The organism is Enterobacter sp. FB, assembly GCF_000805795.1.
Taxonomy (GTDB): domain Bacteria; phylum Pseudomonadota; class Gammaproteobacteria; order Enterobacterales; family Enterobacteriaceae; genus Enterobacter; species Enterobacter roggenkampii.
Genome location: NZ_JSZC01000013.1, coordinates 722027 through 741160 on the forward strand (window position 1 = coordinate 722027; position 19134 = coordinate 741160).

General features: G+C 57.0%; 15 protein-coding genes. 8 read left to right on the top strand and 7 right to left on the bottom strand.

Annotated features, from left to right (window positions below; translation table 11 throughout):
• Positions 1–68 precede the first annotated feature (68 nt).
• The gene (pncB, locus tag PI91_RS10230) at positions 69–1271 is read right to left on the bottom strand and encodes a nicotinate phosphoribosyltransferase (protein WP_023343692.1); all 1203 of its coding nucleotides are present in this window, start codon (positions 1269–1271) and stop codon (positions 69–71) included.
• Between the two features lie 254 nt (positions 1272–1525).
• On the opposite strand from pncB, the gene pepN reads away from it, so the two are divergent.
• Positions 1526–4138, top strand: coding sequence for an aminopeptidase N (gene pepN, locus PI91_RS10235; RefSeq protein WP_039266081.1), 2613 nt, complete (start codon positions 1526–1528; stop codon positions 4136–4138).
• 50 nt (positions 4139–4188) lie between these two features.
• Here the strand turns inward: pepN and ssuB are convergent, their stop codons facing one another.
• The 5 genes from ssuB to ssuE are packed head-to-tail and all read right to left on the bottom strand — an operon-like array spanning position 4189 to position 8429.
• A complete protein-coding gene (gene ssuB, locus PI91_RS10240; RefSeq protein ID WP_021240865.1) occupies positions 4189–4959 on the bottom strand; it encodes an aliphatic sulfonates ABC transporter ATP-binding protein in 771 nt (256 codons plus the stop codon).
• Positions 4956–5747, bottom strand: coding sequence for an aliphatic sulfonate ABC transporter permease SsuC (gene ssuC, locus PI91_RS10245; RefSeq protein WP_039266082.1), 792 nt, complete (start codon positions 5745–5747; stop codon positions 4956–4958). Before ssuC ends, ssuB begins: the two co-directional genes overlap by 4 nt.
• A gap of 9 nt (positions 5748–5756) precedes the next feature.
• On the bottom strand, positions 5757–6902 hold the full coding sequence (ssuD, locus tag PI91_RS10250) for an FMNH2-dependent alkanesulfonate monooxygenase (RefSeq protein WP_008499942.1): 1146 nt from the start codon (positions 6900–6902) through the stop codon (positions 5757–5759).
• Positions 6899–7861 (bottom strand): sulfonate ABC transporter substrate-binding protein, encoded by a 963-nt coding sequence (locus tag PI91_RS10255; protein WP_039266083.1) that lies wholly within the window; start codon positions 7859–7861, stop codon positions 6899–6901. The genes ssuD and PI91_RS10255 overlap by 4 nt, the downstream gene beginning before the upstream one ends.
• Complete coding sequence (gene ssuE / locus PI91_RS10260) at positions 7854–8429, bottom strand: NADPH-dependent FMN reductase (RefSeq protein WP_008499940.1); 576 nt, start codon at positions 8427–8429, stop codon at positions 7854–7856. Before ssuE ends, PI91_RS10255 begins: the two co-directional genes overlap by 8 nt.
• 248 nt (positions 8430–8677) lie before the next feature.
• On the opposite strand from ssuE, the gene pyrD reads away from it, so the two are divergent.
• Positions 8678–9688, top strand: coding sequence for a quinone-dependent dihydroorotate dehydrogenase (gene pyrD, locus PI91_RS10265; protein WP_039266084.1), 1011 nt, complete (start codon positions 8678–8680; stop codon positions 9686–9688).
• A 166-nt stretch (positions 9689–9854) separates the two neighbouring features.
• Complete coding sequence (zapC, locus tag PI91_RS10270) at positions 9855–10397, top strand: cell division protein ZapC (RefSeq protein ID WP_021240861.1); 543 nt, start codon at positions 9855–9857, stop codon at positions 10395–10397.
• Here zapC and PI91_RS10275 read toward each other — a convergent pair.
• Positions 10394–11503: a YcbX family protein gene (locus tag PI91_RS10275; RefSeq protein WP_039266085.1), complete on the bottom strand. Its 1110-nt coding sequence runs from the start codon at positions 11501–11503 to the stop codon at positions 10394–10396. The genes zapC and PI91_RS10275 overlap by 4 nt on opposite strands.
• A gap of 98 nt (positions 11504–11601) precedes the next feature.
• Between PI91_RS10275 and rlmKL the strand changes: the two genes are divergently transcribed.
• The 5 genes from rlmKL to pqiC are packed head-to-tail and all read left to right on the top strand — an operon-like array spanning position 11602 to position 19105.
• Complete coding sequence (gene rlmKL / locus PI91_RS10280) at positions 11602–13710, top strand: bifunctional 23S rRNA (guanine(2069)-N(7))-methyltransferase RlmK/23S rRNA (guanine(2445)-N(2))-methyltransferase RlmL (protein ID WP_008499936.1); 2109 nt, start codon at positions 11602–11604, stop codon at positions 13708–13710.
• 12 nt (positions 13711–13722) lie between these two features.
• A complete protein-coding gene (locus tag PI91_RS10285) occupies positions 13723–15630 on the top strand; it encodes an ABC transporter ATP-binding protein (protein ID WP_039266086.1) in 1908 nt (635 codons plus the stop codon).
• 13 nt (positions 15631–15643) lie between these two features.
• A complete protein-coding gene (gene pqiA / locus PI91_RS10290; RefSeq protein WP_008499934.1) occupies positions 15644–16897 on the top strand; it encodes a membrane integrity-associated transporter subunit PqiA in 1254 nt (417 codons plus the stop codon).
• A gap of 4 nt (positions 16898–16901) precedes the next feature.
• The gene (gene pqiB / locus PI91_RS10295; protein WP_008499933.1) at positions 16902–18542 is read left to right on the top strand and encodes an intermembrane transport protein PqiB; all 1641 of its coding nucleotides are present in this window, start codon (positions 16902–16904) and stop codon (positions 18540–18542) included.
• Positions 18539–19105, top strand: a complete 567-nt coding sequence (gene pqiC / locus PI91_RS10300) for a membrane integrity-associated transporter subunit PqiC (RefSeq protein ID WP_008499932.1) — start codon at positions 18539–18541, stop codon at positions 19103–19105. The genes pqiB and pqiC overlap by 4 nt, the downstream gene beginning before the upstream one ends.
• The last annotated feature ends 29 nt before the right edge of the window (positions 19106–19134 follow it).

A 19134-nucleotide genomic window follows, 5' to 3' on the forward strand; every position in this document is an offset into this window, starting at 1 on the left:
TCGCGGTCAAAAGGGAAGAATTGAGAAATAAATAAGAAGAGGGGAGCCATGAAGGCTCCCTTAAGCGCTTAACTGGCTTTTTTGATCTGGGGAAGATCGAAGGCTTTGCGCAACGCGCGGACAAACGCCTTGTCATGGCAGATGGTTTTGCCCGGGCTGTCGGAGAGTTTCGCCACCGGTTTGCCATTACATTCCACCAGCTTTATCACGATATTCAGAGGTTTTACCTGAGGAATGTCGCAGGTTAACCGGGTACCGATCCCGAAGCTCAGGTTCACTCTGGCGTTGAAATGGCGATAGAGTTCGACGGCTTTCGCCAGATCGAGATTATCGGAGAAGACCAGCACCTTGCTCATCGGGTCAATGCCCAGTTTCTCGTAATGGGCAATCGCCTTCTCACCCCACTCAACCGGATCTCCGGAATCGTGGCGCAACCCCTGATAACGCTCCGCAAATTCAGGTCCAAAGTCGCGCAGGAAGGCATCCATCGTAATACAGTCCGTGAGGGCAATTCCGAGTTGACTCGGGTACTCCTCAAGCCATGCGGCCAGCGCTGCGCGCTGGCTGTTAGCCAGGTCAGGGCTAATTTGCTGATGCGCCTGGAACCACTCGTGCGCCTGGGTACCCATTGGCGTCAGATTGAGGCGACGGGCCAGATCGTAGTTACTGGTGCCCACGAACCACGGCTCCTGCTGCAGACGTTTAACGATGGCCTCCTGTACGTCACGCGAAAAACGGCGGCGGGTGCCAAAGTCCATCAGGCGGAAGCGGGACATGTCCAGCCCTGCGGTCAGCGTGGAGAAGTCAGCGAGTTTCTTTTCCAGCGAGGCCACCGCCTGCGCTACGCCCGTTTCCGGGGAACGGTAGCGGTGAGCCAGTTCACTGATTACCGCCAGAAGCGGCACTTCCCACATGATCACTTCCCGCCACGGACCTGCAAGGCGAATATCCAGCTTGCCGTTATCGTTAACCACGGTGACCTGCTCCGGCTTATAGCGGAAGTCGCGCAGCCAGTTCAGGTAGTCGGCTTTGAAGAAAGGCAGGCCAGAAAGCCACTGATATTCCTCGTCCTGCAGCGTCAGATGCTGCATAGCATTGACCTGTTCACGAATGGCGTCTGCGTAGATACCGAGCAAGTCGTCGCCACGGCAGCGGAATTCCGCCGCGACATGAACGTCATAGTAATGGTGGAAAACGGCTTGCTGCATGTGCAGTTTATACGCGTCGGTATCCAGCAACGTATGCAGAACTGGAGAAGCGAATTGAGTCATAGGTGCGCAGTAGCATCCTCTCACAGGAGCGTTTAGTACAATAAACAACTCCGGAGTATACCTTGTTTAGTGATTTATTGAACCCCGATCACAACATAAGCGCGTTTTATGGTCGAGGGCATTTTGTGCCCCGTGTTATACAAATGTAGCAAAAAAAGGTATTGACCCTGAAAAGATGAACATTCTGCATAGCGCGTTTTGCGCAACAGGAATATATTGAAACGTTACTCGACAAACGATGCATAAGGTTTTCTATGACACAACAGCCACAAGCCAAATACCGCCACGACTACCGTGCGCCGGATTATCTGATTAGCGAAATCGATCTGACTTTTGACCTGGATGCCACTAAAACCGTTGTCACGGCGGTGAGTCAGGTGACGCGCCACAGCGCAACTGCTGTGCCGCTGCGTCTGGATGGCGAAGACCTGACGCTGGTCTCCCTGCATATTAATGATGAAGCCTGGTCAGACTATAAAGAAGAAAACAACCAGCTGGTCATCGACAACCTGCCGGAACAGTTTACGCTGCGCATCGTGAATGAAATCAGCCCGGCCGCCAACACCGCGCTGGAAGGGCTTTACCAGTCAGGCGTGGCGCTGTGTACCCAGTGTGAAGCGGAAGGGTTCCGCCACATTACCTGGTATCTCGACCGCCCGGACGTCCTCGCGCGCTTCACCACCAAAATCATCGCCGATAAAACCCTGTATCCCTTCCTGCTCTCCAACGGCAACCGCGTAGGCGAAGGCGAGCTGGAGAATGGCCGTCACTGGGTTCAGTGGCAGGATCCGTTCCCGAAACCGTGTTACCTGTTTGCGCTGGTGGCGGGGGACTTCGACGTGCTGCGCGACACCTTCAAAACGCGCTCAGGCCGCGAAGTGGCGCTGGAGCTGTTTGTTGACCGCGGTAACCTGGACCGCGCGCCGTGGGCGATGACCTCGCTCATCAACTCCATGAAGTGGGACGAAGAGCGCTTTGGCCTCGAATATGACCTCGACATCTATATGATCGTTGCCGTTGATTTCTTCAACATGGGCGCAATGGAGAACAAAGGCCTGAACGTCTTTAACTCCAAATACGTGCTTGCGCGCACCGATACCGCCACCGATAAAGATTATCTCGATATCGAACGCGTCATCGGCCACGAATATTTCCACAACTGGACCGGTAACCGCGTCACCTGCCGCGACTGGTTCCAGCTGAGCCTGAAAGAGGGCCTGACCGTCTTCCGTGACCAGGAGTTCAGCTCCGATCTGGGGTCACGCGCGGTGAACCGCATCAATAACGTGCGTACCATGCGCGGCCTGCAGTTTGCGGAAGATGCCAGCCCAATGGCGCACCCGATCCGTCCGGATAAAGTCATCGAAATGAACAACTTCTACACCCTGACGGTGTATGAGAAAGGCGCTGAAATTATCCGCATGATCCACACCCTGCTGGGTGAAGAGAACTTCCAGAAAGGGATGCAGCTCTACTTCGAGCGCCATGACGGCAGTGCGGCCACCTGCGACGATTTTGTGCAGGCAATGGAAGATGCTTCTAATGTTGATCTTTCCCACTTCCGCCGCTGGTACAGCCAGGCCGGTACGCCAGTTGTTACCGTCAAAGACGACTACAATCCGGAAACCGAGCAGTACACGCTGACCATCAGCCAGCGCACGCCGCCGACGGCAGAGCAGGAAGAGAAATACCCGCTGCATATTCCGTTCAGCATTGAGCTGTACGATAACGAGGGCAAAGTCATTCCATTGCAGAAGGGCGGCCACCCGGTACACCACGTGCTGAACGTGACCCAGGCCGAGCAGACCTTTATCTTCGATAACGTCTACTTCCAGCCGGTGCCTGCGCTGCTGTGTGAGTTCTCCGCGCCGGTGAAGCTGGAGTACAAGTGGAGCGATCAGCAGCTGACGTTCCTGATGCGTCACGCCCGCAACGACTTCTCCCGCTGGGATGCGGCGCAAAGCCTGCTGGCGACCTACATCAAGATCAACGTAAACCGTCACCAGCAGGGTCAGCCGCTGTCGCTGCCTGTTCACGTGGCTGACGCGTTCCGCGCGATCCTGCTGGATGAGAAGATTGACCCGGCGCTGGCCGCTGAAATTCTGACCCTGCCGTCAGCAACGGAAATCGCGGAGTTGTTCGAGATTATCGATCCGATCGCGATCGTGGCGGTGCGTGAAGCGCTGACCCGTACGCTGGCTGCTGAACTGGCGGACGAGTTCCTCGCCATTTATAACGCCAACAAGCTTGACGCTTATCGCGTTGAGCACGCGGACATTGGTAAACGTTCTCTGCGTAACACCTGCCTGCGCTATCTGGCGTTTGGTGAAACCGAGCTGGCGAACACCCTGGTGAGCAAGCAGTATCACGAGGCGGATAACATGACCGACGCGCTGGCCGCGCTGGGCGCAAGCGTTGCCGCCGAACTGTCGTGCCGCGATGCGCTGATGCAGGAGTATGACGACAAGTGGCATCAGGATGGTCTGGTAATGGATAAGTGGTTCATCCTGCAGGCGACCAGCCCGGCGGCCGATGCGCTCAGCAAGGTGCGCAGCCTGCTGAAGCATCGTTCCTTTACCCTGAGCAACCCAAACCGCGTGCGCTCGCTGATTGGCGCGTTTGCCAGCAGCAACCCGGCCGCATTCCATGCCGAAGACGGCAGCGGTTATCAGTTCATGGTGGAAATGCTGACCGAGCTGAACAGCCGTAACCCGCAGGTGGCGTCGCGCCTGATTGAGCCGCTGATCCGTCTGAAACGCTACGATGAGAAGCGTCAGGCGAAGATGCGTGCCGCGCTCGAGCAGCTGAAAGGGCTGGAAAACCTGTCTGGCGATCTGTACGAGAAGATTGCTAAAGCGTTAGCGTAATAAAAGTTTACCCTCCCTCTCCCTGTGGGAGAGGGCCGGGGGTGAGGGCATCAGGCATTAGCCTTAGCTCGCTGTAACTCCGTACCTCCGCGTTTCATCACCCGATCCAGCACTTCTGCCTCCAGCTCCGCCAGTCTTGCCGAGCCCACGCGACGAGGCCGGGGAAGATCCACCGTCAGATCCAGACCGATTTTTCCTTCCTCTATTAACAGCACCCGGTCGGCCATTGCGACGGCTTCACTCACGTCATGCGTCACCAGCAATACCGTAAAGCCGTGCGTCTGCCAGAGGGAACCAATCAAATCCTGCATTTCGATTCGCGTCAGGGCGTCGAGCGCGCCCAGTGGTTCATCGAGCAAGAGCAGGCCCGGACGGTGAATCAACGCCCGCGCCAGCGCCACGCGCTGCTTCTGCCCACCCGAGAGTGCGGCAGGCCATTCATCGGCGCGATTTTCCAGCCCAACGGCGGCCAGCGCCTGGCGGGCTTCATCCCGCCAGTTACCCTTAAGACCGAGCCCGACATTGTCGATAACCGATTTCCACGGCAGCAGGCGCGCATCCTGGAACATCATGCGGGTATCGCCCTGAATATTCGAAAGCGGCGTCGTTCCTGCCAGAATGTCGCCGCCGTTGGGGGCTTCCAGTCCGGCCAGCAGCCGTAGCAGCGTACTCTTGCCGCCGCCGCTGCGCCCGACTACGGCCACAAACTGTCCGGCGGGAATATGCAGATCCAGCCCGTTAAGAATGGTGTTATCGCCGTAGCGTTTGGTGACACCGTTCAGCAGTAACGGGGTCCCCTGATTCAGTCGTGCAGTATTCATGCTTTCGCCTCCTGAAGGGTATAGGCCGGATTCCAGCGCAGCCAGCTGCGCTCCAGCCACTGGGCGCTTACGTCAGCGAGTTTGCCGAGCAGGGCATAAAGGATAATGGCTACTACCACCACGTCCGTTTGCAGGAATTCGCGGGCGTTCATTGCCAGATAACCAATCCCGGAGTTGGCTGAGATGGTTTCCGCCACAATCAGCGTCAGCCACATCAGGCCGAGCGCGAAACGCACCCCGACCATAATGGAGGGCAGGGCGCCCGGCAGAATCACGTGAACAAAGAGGGAAAAACCCGATAAGCCGTAGCTGCGCGCCATCTCCACCAGACCACGATCGATATTGCGGATGCCGTGCCAGGTGTTGATGTAAATCGGGAACAGCGTGCCCAGCGCCACGAGGAAGATCTTGGCGCTCTCATCAATCCCAAACCACAGAATGACCAGCGGGATCAGCGCCAGATGCGGCACGTTGCGCAGCATCTGGATGGAGGTATCCAGCAGCCGCTCGCCCCAGCGTGAAAGGCCGCTCACCAGACCCAGAACCAGCCCGATAATGCCGCCGATGGAAAACCCGATCGCGGCGCGCCAGGAGCTGATCGCCAGATGCTGCCACAGCTCTCCGCTGACGCTCAGCGACCAGAACGCTTCTACAACGCCCTCCGGAGAGGGCAGAATGCGGCTCGACAGCCAGCCGGTGGACGATGCGAGCTGCCAGAGCGCCACAATGCCGACGGGTAAAAACCACGGCGCGGCGCGCAGCAGCCATTTTTGTGAGGTGGCAGACATGGTCACTCCTTAGCTCTGTGCGGCTTTGCGTGGAATAAATTCGTTTGCCACGGCTTCGCCCTGCAGCTGGAGCTGCTGCGGCTGCGGAACCTCCGGAATGGCGACATCAAGATGCGGGAACAACAGCTCGCCGACCTTGTACGCCTCTTCCAGGTGCGGATAACCGGAGAGAATAAAGCTGTCGATGCCCAGTTCGGCGTATTCATTGATGCGCGCGGCCACGGTCGGGCCGTCGCCGACCAGCGCCGTACCCGCACCGCCGCGCACCAGGCCGACGCCCGCCCACAGGTTCGGGCTGATCTCCAGATTCTCGCGCTTGCCGTTGTGCAGGGACGCCATCCGGTGCTGCCCGACGGAGTCGGTTTTGGCAAACGCGGCCTGCGCCTTTGCGATGGTCTCGTCGTCCAGATGGGAAATCAGGCGGTCAGCGGCCTGCCAGGCTTCTTCATTGGTTTCGCGCACAATCACGTGCAGGCGGATACCGAAGCGCACCTTGCGGCCATGGGCGGCCGCTTTGGCGCGGACCTGAGCGATTTTTTCTTTCACCAGCTCAGGCGGTTCGCCCCAGGTCAGATAGAGGTCGACCTGCTCCGCCGCCAGATCCTGGGCTACATCCGACGACCCGCCAAAATAGAGCGGCGGGCGCGGCTGCTGCACCGGCGGGAAGTAGAGCTTCGCGTCGCGAACGTGAATATGCTTACCTTCAAAGGTGACGGTTTCCCCTTCCAGCAGGCGTCGCCAGACGCGGGTGAACTCGGCGGAGGCCTCATAGCGTTCGGTATGGTCGAGGAACACGCCGTCGCCCGCCAGCTCCTGCGGATCGCTGCCCGTTACCAGGTTAAACAGGGCGCGGCCGTTGGACAGCCTGTCCAGCGTGGCCGCCTGACGTGCCGCCACGGTAGGGGAGACGACGCTCGGGCGTAACGCGACAAGGAACTTCAGACGCTGGGTGACCGGGATCATCGACGCGGCGACCAGCCAGGCATCTTCACATGATCGTCCGGTCGGGATCAGCACCCCGGTGAAACCGATTCGGTCCGCCGCCTGTGCAATCTGCTGCAGGTAGCCATGGTCAACCGGGCGTGAACCCTCTTCTGTACCAAGATAGTGTCCATCACCGTGGGTGGGTAAAAACCAGAAAAGATTCAGACTCATGATTTAGCTCCTTCTTTGCCTGCGGGTTGCCAGATGCGTTCGCGAATAGTGACCTGTTTTGGAACCAGGCGGTTTTGATAGAAGAGGTCAGCCGTTTGTTGCTGAAGTGCGGCGACGTGTGCGTCCACCGGCGTAATGGTGGTCGGCGGACGGTGGCTGAGATAGCTCGCGATCACCGGCTCAGGTAAGCCCATGGTTTTCGCCAGCAGGGCAATGCTCTCCTGACGCTGGCTCTGTGTCAGGGCATCGGCCTGGGTAAAGGTATCCAGCACGCCCTGAAGAAACGCGCCGTTCTTTTCAGCGTAAGGGCGCGCGGCCAGGTAGAACGAACCGGTCTGCTTCAGCGTGGTACCGTCTTTCAGCACGCGAACGCCACCCTGCAGCAATGCGGCGGAGTAGTACGGGTCCCAGATGGCCCAGGCATCAACGTTCTTCTGCTGGAACGCGGCGCGCGCGTCAGCGGGAGTCAGGTAGACGGGCTGAATGTCGGTGAACTTGAGTCCGGCTTCTTGCAGAGCGCGCAGCAAAAGGTTGTGTGAGCTGGATCCCTTCTGGAAAGCGACCTTATGACCTTTAAGATCGGCGACGCTTTTAATGTCGCTGTTTTCAGGCACCAGAATGACTTCGGCCTTAGGCTTTGGTGGCTCAACGCCAACGTAGAGGAGGTCCGCTCCCGCGGCCTGGGCGAATATAGGTGGGATATCGCCCGTGCTGCCGAGATCGATACTGCCCACGTTCAGGGCCTCCAGCATCTGCGGGCCGGCCGGGAACTCCACCCAGGAGAATTTGGTGTCCGGGAAGCGTTTTTCCAGAAGCTGGTGGCTTTTTGCCAGCACCATGCTGACGCTGCCTTTCTGATACCCGATGCGTAAACTTTCCGGAGCCGTTTCTGCGGCATGGGCCAGCGAGGTAAGCGCCATCAAACCGGCCAGTCCGATGCGGGTTAACGTTTTAAACATGTGCGACTCCTTGAGGCTGACCAAACGCCGGGGCCTGGATATCCCGGCGATGCAGGGCATGCCAGAACGTTTCCAGAGCATTATCGAGGCGGGTTTGCAGGTTAGGCGTAAAGTGGGGTTTGTGTTGATAGTCGATGACCTGTGAGTCATCGGCGAAAACGCCGTGGAGGATCTCCTGCGCTTTCAACGCGTTCAGCACCGGCTTCAGGGCATAATCCACGGCCAGTAAATGGGCAACCGTACCGCCCGTTGCCAGCGGCAGCACCACCTTGCCGTCCAGCGCGCGTTCCGGAAGCAGATCGAGCAGGGTTTTCAGGGCCCCGGAAAAGGAGGCCTTATAGATGGGCGTTGCTACGATCAGGCCGTCCGCGCCGTTAAGTTGCTCAATGAGGGTTTTCAGCGCGGGGCTGTCGAAACGGGCGTAGAGCAAATCTTCAGGTTCGAAGTTATGCAGGTTCCAGTGGCACACTTCCACATCCAGAGCATTCAGTTTTTCACGGGCATATTCCAGCAGGGCGCTGGAGCGCGAAGGGAATCGTGGACTTCCGGCCAGGGTAATGACGCGCATACTTCCTCCTTATAACTAATTGTTTGCTTTTATCTAACATTCATAACAATTTTAAGGAGTGTGACACCGCGCGTTTATTCCACTAAATGATTTATCTGCAATTAAAATGCGAAAAAGTGCATAAGAAATGGACGGGGAGGTAAACGATTGCGTTTTACGCGGTTTTTTTGCCGCAGGTCAATTCCCTTTCGCGATGGGATCGCCCATAATCCCCTCCCGGTTTGCACACCGGGAATCCAGGAGAGTTCATGTACTACCCCTTCGTTCGTAAAGCCCTTTTCCAGCTCGACCCTGAGCGCGCTCATGAATTTACATTCCAGCAATTACGTCGTATTACCGGCACGCCTCTGGCCGCGCTGGTGCGCCTGCATGTGCCGGTAAAACCTGTGCAGTGCATGGGGCTGACTTTTAAAAATCCGCTGGGTCTGGCGGCCGGTCTGGACAAAAATGGCGAGTGCATTGATGCCCTGGGCGCGATGGGCTTTGGCTCCATTGAAATCGGTACCGTCACCCCGCGCCCGCAGCCGGGAAATGACAAACCGCGCCTGTTCCGACTGGTGGAAGCCGAAGGGCTGATCAACCGCATGGGCTTCAACAACCACGGTGTTGATCACCTGGTCGAGAACGTAAAAAAAGCCCACTTTGACGGAATACTGGGCATCAATATCGGCAAAAATAAAGACACGCCGGTCGAGCAGGGTAAAGATGACTATCTGATTTGTATGGAAAAAGTCTACGCCTATGCCGGTTATATTGCGGTGAATATTTCCTCACCCAATACCCCAGGCCTGCGATCCTTACAATATGGTGAAGCGCTGGACGATCTTCTGAGTGCCATTAAAAATAAGCAAAATGAACTCCAGGCGATCCACCACAAATATGTTCCGGTCGCGGTTAAGATCGCCCCGGATCTTTCTGCCGAAGAATTGATCCAGGTTGCCGACAGTTTGGTTCGCCATAATATTGATGGTGTAATTGCGACCAATACCACACTCGATCGTTCCCTCGTGCAGGGAATGAAAAACTGTGACGAAGCGGGTGGGTTAAGTGGCCGTCCGGTGCAATTAAAAAGCACCGAAATTATTCGCGCCCTGTCTGCGGAATTAAATGGCCGCCTGCCGATTATTGGCGTCGGCGGCATTGACTCCGTGATTGCTGCGCGTGAGAAGATGGCGGCGGGTGCGTCACTGGTGCAAATCTATTCCGGCTTTATTTTTAAAGGGCCGCCGCTGATTAAAGAAATCGTTACGCATATCTAATCTTTTCTCGTAATCAGACAACCGGGGCTTTATTTCCAGCCCTGGTTGTTTTATATTCCGTCACTGTTGCTTATTTAGACATTATAGTCTTTTATTAATGGTGTTATAAACGAAGCGGCAAACAGGACATTTTTAGTACAGGACGTTTCGGGGACGGGAGAGAAACATGCGAATTAAACCTGACGATAACTGGCGCTGGTATTTTTGCGACGAGCATGACCGAATGATGCTCGACTTAGCCAATGGCATGTTGTTTCGCTCTCGTTTTGCCCGCCGAATGTTAACCCCGGACGCTTTTTCCCCGTCAGGCTTTTGCGTTGATGACGCTGCGCTTTATTTCTCCTTTGAGGAAAAATGTCGCGATCTGATGCTCTCGAAAGAGCAGCGCGCCGAGCTGGTATTAAATGCGCTGGTGGCTATCCGTTTCCTGAAGCCGCAAATGCCAAAGAGCTGGCATTTCCTGCCGCACGGCATGAACTGGACCCCGGCAACGGGCGATGCGGCCAGCGTCAACCTGAGCGATACCGCAGAAGAGGTGAGCCTGCTGGTGGTGGAGCCAGGCGAAAATGCCGCGCTCTGCCTGCTGGCCCAGCCTGGCGTGACGATTGCCGGGCGGACGATGCAGCTCGGGGATGCCATTAAGGTCATGAACGACAGGCTGAAGCCCCAGCTTCGCGTGGATGCCTTCAGCCTCGAGCAGGCGGTTTAAGCTTCCAGCTGTACGGACGTTTTCGGGACGCAGCTACAGCACAGAATTGTGCCGTCATTTCCAATTGCCGACTTTTTCAACGCACTCACTTCGCCATCCACCAGTCTGATACGACAGCATCCGCAAATGCCCGCGCGGCAGGAATAGGGTATGCGGATCCCCGCTTGTTCCAGCTGCTCAAGCAGTACCTGCTGGTTGTTACCCCGGATGACGTTGCCCTGCCAGTGAATATCTACCGCAGAGGCGACGTTCGTCTCAACGTCGACAAGCTCATCCTCCTGACCCGAGCCGTACACTCTCGCTGGCCCACGAGCAAGAATTTCGACCTCATCGCCGACGCGGATCGCGCCGCTGGAGCGTGGGATCAGGTTCTGGCCGAAATCGACATCGCCATTATCCTGCGCGGTGCGGAATGATTGCAGGGTTTTCAACGGTTCGCCGGAAGGATGCTTCTGGCCTTTCTCCGGGCTCACCGTGGTGAAAATGCAGCGGCTGCAGGGCTTCACCACGTCAAAAATGACGCTGCCAATGCGGATCACTTTCCAGGTATCTTCTTGCCAGGCCTCGGCACCCGTCACCACCAGGTTCGGACGGAACTGTTCCATCTGAACGCTGGCTTTGCAGCGGCCTTGTAAATCACGCAGCGAGGCTTCGTTCGTCAGCAGGAACGGGAAGCCATCGGCGAAGGAGAGGGGAACGGCGTCGTGTCGCTTCACGCGACGCGTCAGTTCAGGTCCAACCCACCGCAGCTGCACGTCACGGGAGAAGAAACCGCTTAACCAGCGGTTAATTTCATCCGGGGCGATGCGCGCGGTAAAGTGGTTCCCCCACACTTCCGTTGGCGCATCGACGGGCGCAAAATCAGCAAAGCGAATCACCGCGCTGGAACCGTCCGGCGCGGTAAGATGCAAACCGTCGTGAAGCGGGGAAGGGGTAAAGCGAACCATCTGAGGGAACTGGCGTGCGGTAATAAACGTACCGTCAGGCTCGGTGACCATAAAAATTCGATCGAAGGCGAATCCGCTCATGTCGGCCAGCGCGTGAGAGACGCCGATGCCGCGCATGGATTTCACCGGATGAATAAAAAGCCTGGATAACGTCGCCACTGCACACTCCCTCGAATGAAAATAAGCCTTCAACTTTATGACATACACGCCATATTAGCTATAATGCGCGACAATTTTCTAAGAGTAAAAGTGACGATATGAATTCTCTGTTTGCCAGTACGGCCCGTGGGCTGGAAGAGCTGTTAAAAACTGAACTGGAAAGCCTGGGCGCACAAGAGTGTCAGGTGGTTCAGGGTGGTGTCCATTTTGAGGGCGACACGCGGCTTATTTACCAGAGCCTGATGTGGAGCCGCCTGGCGTCGCGCATCATGCTGCCGATGAAGGAGTGCAAGGTTTATAGCGACCTTGACCTCTACACCGGCGTACAGATGATCGACTGGACAGAGATCTTCACCCCGAATGCCACCTTTGCGGTGCATTTCAACGGCGTGAACGACGAGATCCGCAACAGCCAGTACGGTGCCCTGCGCGTAAAAGACGCCATTGTGGACTGCTTTACGCGTAAAAATAAGGAACGTCCGAACGTCGATCGTGAAAACCCGGATCTGCGTATTAACGTCTGGCTGAACGGCGACACGGCGAGTATCTCTCTCGATCTGAGCGGCGCGGGCCTGCACCTGCGCGGCTACCGCGATCGTACCGGCATGGCACCCATCAAAGAGACCCTGGCGGCCGCCATTGTGATGCGCTCCGGCTGGCAGCCGGGCACGCCGCTGCTCGACCCGATGTGCGGTTCCGGTACCCTGCTGATTGAAGCAGCCATGCTGGCCACCGACCGCGCGCCGGGGCTGCATCGCGGTCACTGGGGCTTCAAAGGCTGGGCGCAGCACGATGAAGCGCTCTGGAAAGAGGTCAAAGACGATGCGCAGACCCGCGCGCGTAAAGGCTTGGCGGAGTACACCTCCCACTTCTACGGCTCCGATAGCGACCCTCGCGTCATTGAGCGCGCGCGCAGCAACGCCCGCCGTGCCGGTATTGGCGAGCTGGTCACCTTCGAAGTAAAAGACGTGGCAAACCTGACCAACCCGCTGCCAAAAGGCCCGTACGGTACCGTGATCAGCAACCCGCCATACGGCGAACGTCTGGACAGCGAACCGGCGCTGATTGCCCTGCACAGCCTGCTTGGCCGCAACATGAAGGACCACTTCGGCGGCTGGAACCTGTCTCTGTTCAGCGCCTCGCCGGAACTGCTGAGCTGCCTGCAGCTGCGCGCCGACCGCCAGTTTAAGGCGAAAAACGGCCCGCTGGACTGCGTGCAGAAAAACTACCATCTGGCGGAGAAGGCGGCCGACAGCAAGCCGTCCGGCGTGGCGGAAGATTACGCTAACCGTCTGCGCAAGAACCTGAAGAAATTTGAGAAGTGGGCGAAGCAGGAGGGCATTGAATGCTACCGCCTGTATGATGCCGACCTGCCGGAGTACAACGTGGCGGTTGACCGCTACGCGGACTGGGTGGTGATTCAGGAATATGCGCCGCCGAAAACCATTGATGCGCAAAAAGCGCGTCAGCGCATGCTGGACGTTATTGCCGCCACCATCGCCGTGCTGGGTATTGCGCCAAACAAGCTGGTGCTGAAAACCCGTGAACGTCAGAAAGGCAAAAATCAGTACCAGAAGATGGGTGAGAAGGGTGACTTTATCGAAGTGGGCGAATATAACGCCCGCCTGTGGGTCAACCTGACCGACTATCTGGATACCGGCCTGTTCCTCGACCACCGTATCGCCCGCCGCATGCTGGGCCAGATGAGCAAGGGCAAGGACTTCCTGAATCTCTTCTCCTATACCGGCAGCGCCAGCGTGCATGCTGGTCTGGGCGGCGCGCGCAGCACCACCACGGTGGATATGTCCCGCACCTATCTGGAGTGGGCGGAGCGCAACCTGCGTCTTAACGGCTTAACCGGGCGTCAGCATCGCCTGATGCAGGCTGACGTGCTGGGCTGGCTGCGCGACACCGACGAGCAGTTCGACCTGATCTTTATCGATCCGCCGACCTTCTCCAACTCCAAGCGTATGGAAGATAGCTTTGACGTTCAACGCGATCACCTGCGCCTGATGACCGACCTGAAGCGCCTGCTGCGTAAAGGCGGCACCATTATGTTCTCGAACAACAAACGCGGCTTCCGTATGGATCATGACGGCTTAGCAGCCCTGGGACTGAAAGCACAAGAAATCAGCCAAAAAACGCTGTCTCAGGACTTTGCCCGTAACCGTCAAATCCATAACTGCTGGTTGATTACCGCGGTCTGAAAGGAAAAATAAATGTCTTTAATTAGTATGCACGGCGCGTGGCTCTCTTTCAGCGACTCACCGCTTCTCGACAATGCAGAACTGCACATCGAAGATAACGAGCGCGTCTGTCTGGTGGGCCGTAACGGCGCGGGTAAATCCACGCTGATGAAAATCCTTAACTGTGAACAGGGCCTGGATGACGGACGCATTGTTTACGAACAGGATCTGATTGTCTCCCGCCTGCAGCAGGATCCACCGCGTCACGTGACCGGCAGCGTGTACGATTTCGTGGCGGAAGGGATCTCCGAGCAGGCTGAATACCTGAAGCGCTATCACGAGATTTCGCATCTGGTGATGACCGATCCGAGCGACAAAAACCTCAACGAACTGGCAAAAGTGCAGGAGATGCTCGATCACCACGGTCTGTGGCAGCTTGAAAACCGCATTAATGAAGTGCTGGCGCAGCTCGGGCTGGAACCCGACATGGAGCTGTCAGCGCTCTCCGGCGGCTGGCTGCGTAAAGCCGCCCTGGGTCGTGCGCTGGTCAGCGGGCCGAAGGTGCTGCTGCTGGACGAACCGACGAACCACCTGGATATCGAAGCGATCGACTGGCTGGAAGGCTTCCTGAAAACCTTCAGCGGCACCATCATCTTTATCTCGCACGATCGTTCGTTTATTCGCAATATGGCGACGCGTATTGTCGATCTCGACCGCGGCAAGCTGGTGACCTATCCTGGCGATTACGACACCTATCTGCTGGAGAAAGAAGAAAACCTGCGCGTGGAAGAGCTGCAGAATGCGGAGTTTGACCGCAAGCTGGCGCAGGAAGAGGTCTGGATCCGCCAGGGCATCAAAGCCCGCCGTACCCGTAACGAAGGCCGCGTGCGCGCCCTGAAGGCGATGCGTCGCGAGCGCAGCGAACGCCGTGAAGTGATGGGCAGCGCCAAAATGCAGGTGGAAGAGGCGTCCCGTTCCGGCAAGATTGTCTTTGAAATGGAAAATGTTAACTATCAGGTTGACGGTAAAGTGCTGGTGAAAGACTTCTCGGCACAGGTTCAGCGCGGCGACAAAATCGCCCTGATTGGCCCGAACGGCTGCGGTAAAACCACGCTGCTGAAACTGATGCTCGGCCAGCTGCAGGCCGACAGCGGACGCATTCACTGCGGGACCAAGCTGGAGGTCGCCTACTTCGACCAGCACCGCGCGGAGCTGGATCCGGACCGTACGGTGATGGACAACCTCGCCGAAGGCAAGCAGGAAGTGATGGTGAACGGCAAGCCGCGCCACGTGCTGGGTTACCTGCAGGACTTTCTGTTCCATCCGAAGCGCGCCATGACGCCGGTGCGCGCGCTGTCGGGCGGTGAGCGCAACCGTCTTCTGCTGGCGCGCCTGTTCCTGAAGCCAAGCAACCTGCTGATCCTCGATGAACCGACCAACGATCTGGATGTCGAAACGCTGGAACTGCTGGAAGAACTGATTGACGGTTATCAGGGCACCGTGATGCTGGTCAGCCACGATCGTCAGTTCGTTGACAACACCGTGACCGAGTGCTGGATCTTCGAAGGTGAAGGGCGAATTGGTCAATATGTCGGCGGTTATCACGATGCAAAAGGGCAGCAGGCACAGTCGCTGGCGACGAAACAGTCAAAGTCCAAAATAAGTTCTGAACCTGCTGTAACAAAAGCAGAAACTGTCAAGAAAACCTCGGCTAAACTAAGCTATAACCTGCAGCGCGAACTGGAGGGGCTACCGCAGCGTCTTGAAGAACTGGAGGCTGCGCTTGAGGATCTGCAAAAACAGGTTGCTGATGCGTCATTCTTTACCCAATCGCATGACTATACTCAGAAAGTATTGGCTGAAATGTCCGCGGCTGAAAAAGCCCTGGAAGACGCCTTTGAGCGCTGGGAGTACCTTGAGTCTCTGAAAAACGGCGCATAAACAGGGATAACATATGTGTGACCAGCACCATGCCGACAGGCATATTTTATGCTCGCAATGCGATATGCTCGTGGCGTTGCCAGAGCTTGGTCACGGACATAAAGCCCTGTGTCCACGCTGTGGCGCGACGTTGACAACCGAGTGGGACGCGCCGCGGCAGCGTCCCACTGCGTACGCGCTGGCAGCACTGTTCATGCTGCTGCTCTCTAATCTCTTCCCCTTCATCTATATGAAGGTGGGGGGGATCACCAGTCAGGTGGATCTGCTTGAAATCCCGGGCGTGATGTTCTCGGAAGATTACGCCAGCCTGGGGACCTTCTTTCTCCTGTTTGTCCAGATAGTCCCGGCTTTTTGCCTGGTCGTCATCCTTTTGCTGGTGAACCGCGTCAGGATGCCGGCACCGCTGAAAATCCGACTTGCGCGTATTCTGTTTCAGCTCAAAAGCTGGGGGATGGCGGAGATCTTTCTGGCGGGGATCCTGGTCAGTTTCGTGAAGCTGATGGCGTACGGCGACGTGGGGATTGGCAGCAGCTTTATTCCCTGGTGTCTGTACTGCGTTCTGCAGCTGCGCGCTTTCCAGTGCGTGGACAGACGCTGGGCGTGGGATGATATCGCCCCGGCACCGACGCTTGCGCAGACGGTGAAGGTCGGCGTGCCCGGCATTCGTCAGGGGCTTCGCTCGTGCCCGTGCTGTACCGCCGTGCTGCCCGCCGATCTCGACGTTTGTCCGCGCTGCGAAACGAAAGGGCACGTGCGCCGTAAAAATAGCCTGCAGTGGACGATGGCGCTGCTGGTCACGTCCGTCATGCTGTATCTGCCAGCCAATATTCTGCCAATCATGATCACCGATTTGCTCGGCGACAAAATGCCCTCGACGATCCTGGCCGGGGTGATACTGCTCTGGGGCGAAGGTTCCTATCCGGTCGCTGGCGTCATTTTTATCGCCAGTATTATGGTGCCTACCTTAAAAATGATCGCCATCGCCTGGCTCTGTTGGGATGCAAAAGGTCATGGGAAACGCGACAGCGAACGCATGCACCTGATTTATGAAGTGGTCGAGTTTGTCGGACGCTGGTCAATGATTGACGTGTTTGTCATCGCCGTTCTCTCTGCGCTGGTGCGGATGGGCGGTTTGATGAGTATTTATCCTGCGATGGGGGCTTTAATGTTTGCACTGGTCGTGATCATGACCATGTTTGCGGCCATGACCTTCGACCCTCGTTTATCGTGGGATCGTGAGCCTGAATCAAGCCATGAGGAAGAGTAAGAGCATGGAAAATAAGAGTGGAGAGGCGAAAGTGCAGAAGGTCAAAAACTGGTCTCCGGTGTGGATTTTTCCCATCGTGACTGCGCTGATCGGTGCCTGGATCCTGTTTTATCATTACAGCCATCAGGGGCCGGAAGTGACGCTGATAACCACCAATGCCGAGGGGATTGAGGGCGGTAAAACGACCATCAAAAGCCGTAGCGTGGATGTGGGCGTGGTGGAAAGCGCAACCCTGACCGATGATTTAACCCATGTGGAGATTAAGGCGCGCCTGAATGCCGGCATGGAAAAACTGCTGCACGGCGATTCCGTTTTCTGGGTCGTTAAGCCGCAGGTGGGGCGTGAAGGGATCAGCGGCCTGGGGACGCTGCTCTCGGGTGCCTACATTGAGCTGCAGCCGGGCGCTAAGGGTAACCAGCCGGCCCAATACCAGCTTCTGGATTCACCGCCGCTTGCACCGCCTGATGCCAAGGGCATCCGCGTGATCCTCGATAGTAAAAAAGCGGGTCAGCTCACGGCGGGCGACCCGGTTCTGTTCCGCGGCTACCGCGTCGGGTCGGTTGAGAAAAGCACGTTTGATCCACAGAAACGCGCGATCAGCTATCAGCTCTTCATTAATGCGCCAAACGATCGCCTGGTCACCAGCAACGTCCGCTTCTGGAAAGACAGCGGGATCGCGGTAGATCTGACTTCGGCAGGCATGCGCGTTGAAATGGGTTCGCTGACCACGCTGTTTGGTGGCGGCGTGAGTTTTGACGTGCCGGAGGGCCTGGATTTAGGGCAGCCGGTCGCAGAGAACACCGCGTTCCGTCTCTTTGACGATCAAAAAAGCATTCAGGATGCGCTCTATACCGATCACGTTGACTTCCTGATGTTCTTTAAAGACTCCGTTCGCGGCCTGCAGCCGGGGGCGCCTGTTGAGTTCCGCGGCATTCGTCTCGGTACGGTTGGGCAAGTGCCGTTCTTCGTTCCGGGCCTTCAGCAGGTGCTGGATGATGATTACCGCATTCCGGTACTGATCCGCATTGAACCAGAGCGTCTGCTTAATCAGATTGGTGAAAATCAGGATATCGCGACTCATATCACCCAGCTGATGGAACGCGGTCTGCGCGGGTCGCTGAAAACCGGCAACCTGGTCACCGGTGCGCTGTATGTGGATATGGACTTCTACCCGAAAGCACCGCCGATTACCGGTATCCGTGAATTCGGTGGCTACAAGATCATCCCAACGGTGAGCAGCGGTCTGGCGCAGATCCAGCAGCGTCTGATGGAGACGCTGGATAAGATCAACAATCTGCCACTGAATCCGATGATTGAAGCGGCAACAAACTCGCTGAGCGAAAGCCAGGCAACGATGCGCCGTCTGCAAACCACGCTGGATAACATCAACAAGATTACGGCGAGCCAGAGCATGCAGCAGCTGCCGCAGGACATGCAGAAAACGCTGCGTGAGCTGAACCGCAGTATGCAGGGCTTCCAGCCGGGATCAGCGGCCTATAACAAGATGGTGGCAGATATGCAGCGTCTTGATCAGGTCCTGCGTGAACTGCAGCCGGTGCTGAAAACGCTCAACGAGAAGAGCAATGCGCTGGTGTTCGAAGCGAAAGATAAAAAGGATCCTGAGCCGAAGAGGGCAAAAGAATGAAAAAATGGCTATTGATGGTTGGCGCTCTGCTGTTAACGGCATGCAGTTCAGGGGGAGATAATAAAAGCTATTATCAGCTGCCTGTGGCAACCCACAGCGGCGGGCAAAGCACGGCGAGCCAGGGGAACCGCCAGCTGTGGGTTGAGCAGGTCGCCGTGCCGGATTATCTGGCAGGAAACGGCGTGGTCTATCAGACCAGCGACGTGAAATACGTGATTGCGACCAACAACCTGTGGGCCAGCCCGCTGGATCAGCAGCTGCGCAACACGCTGGTGGCTAACCTGGGCAGTCAGCTTCCGGGGTGGGTAGTCGCATCGCAGCCGCTGGGTAACGATCAGGATACGCTGAACGTCACCGTAACGGGCTTCCACGGCCGTTATGACGGTGCGGTGGTCATCAGCGGGGAGTGGTTGCTGAACCATCAGGGGCAGCTGATTAAGCGTCCTTTCCATCTGGAGCTGAAGCAGCAGAAAGATGGCTATGACGAAATGGTGAAAGTCCTGGCTCAGGGATGGGCGCAGGAGTCGGCCAGTATCGCGAGAGAGATTTCCCGACTGCCATAAGTAAAATTCATCATCAGAAACCGCAATCG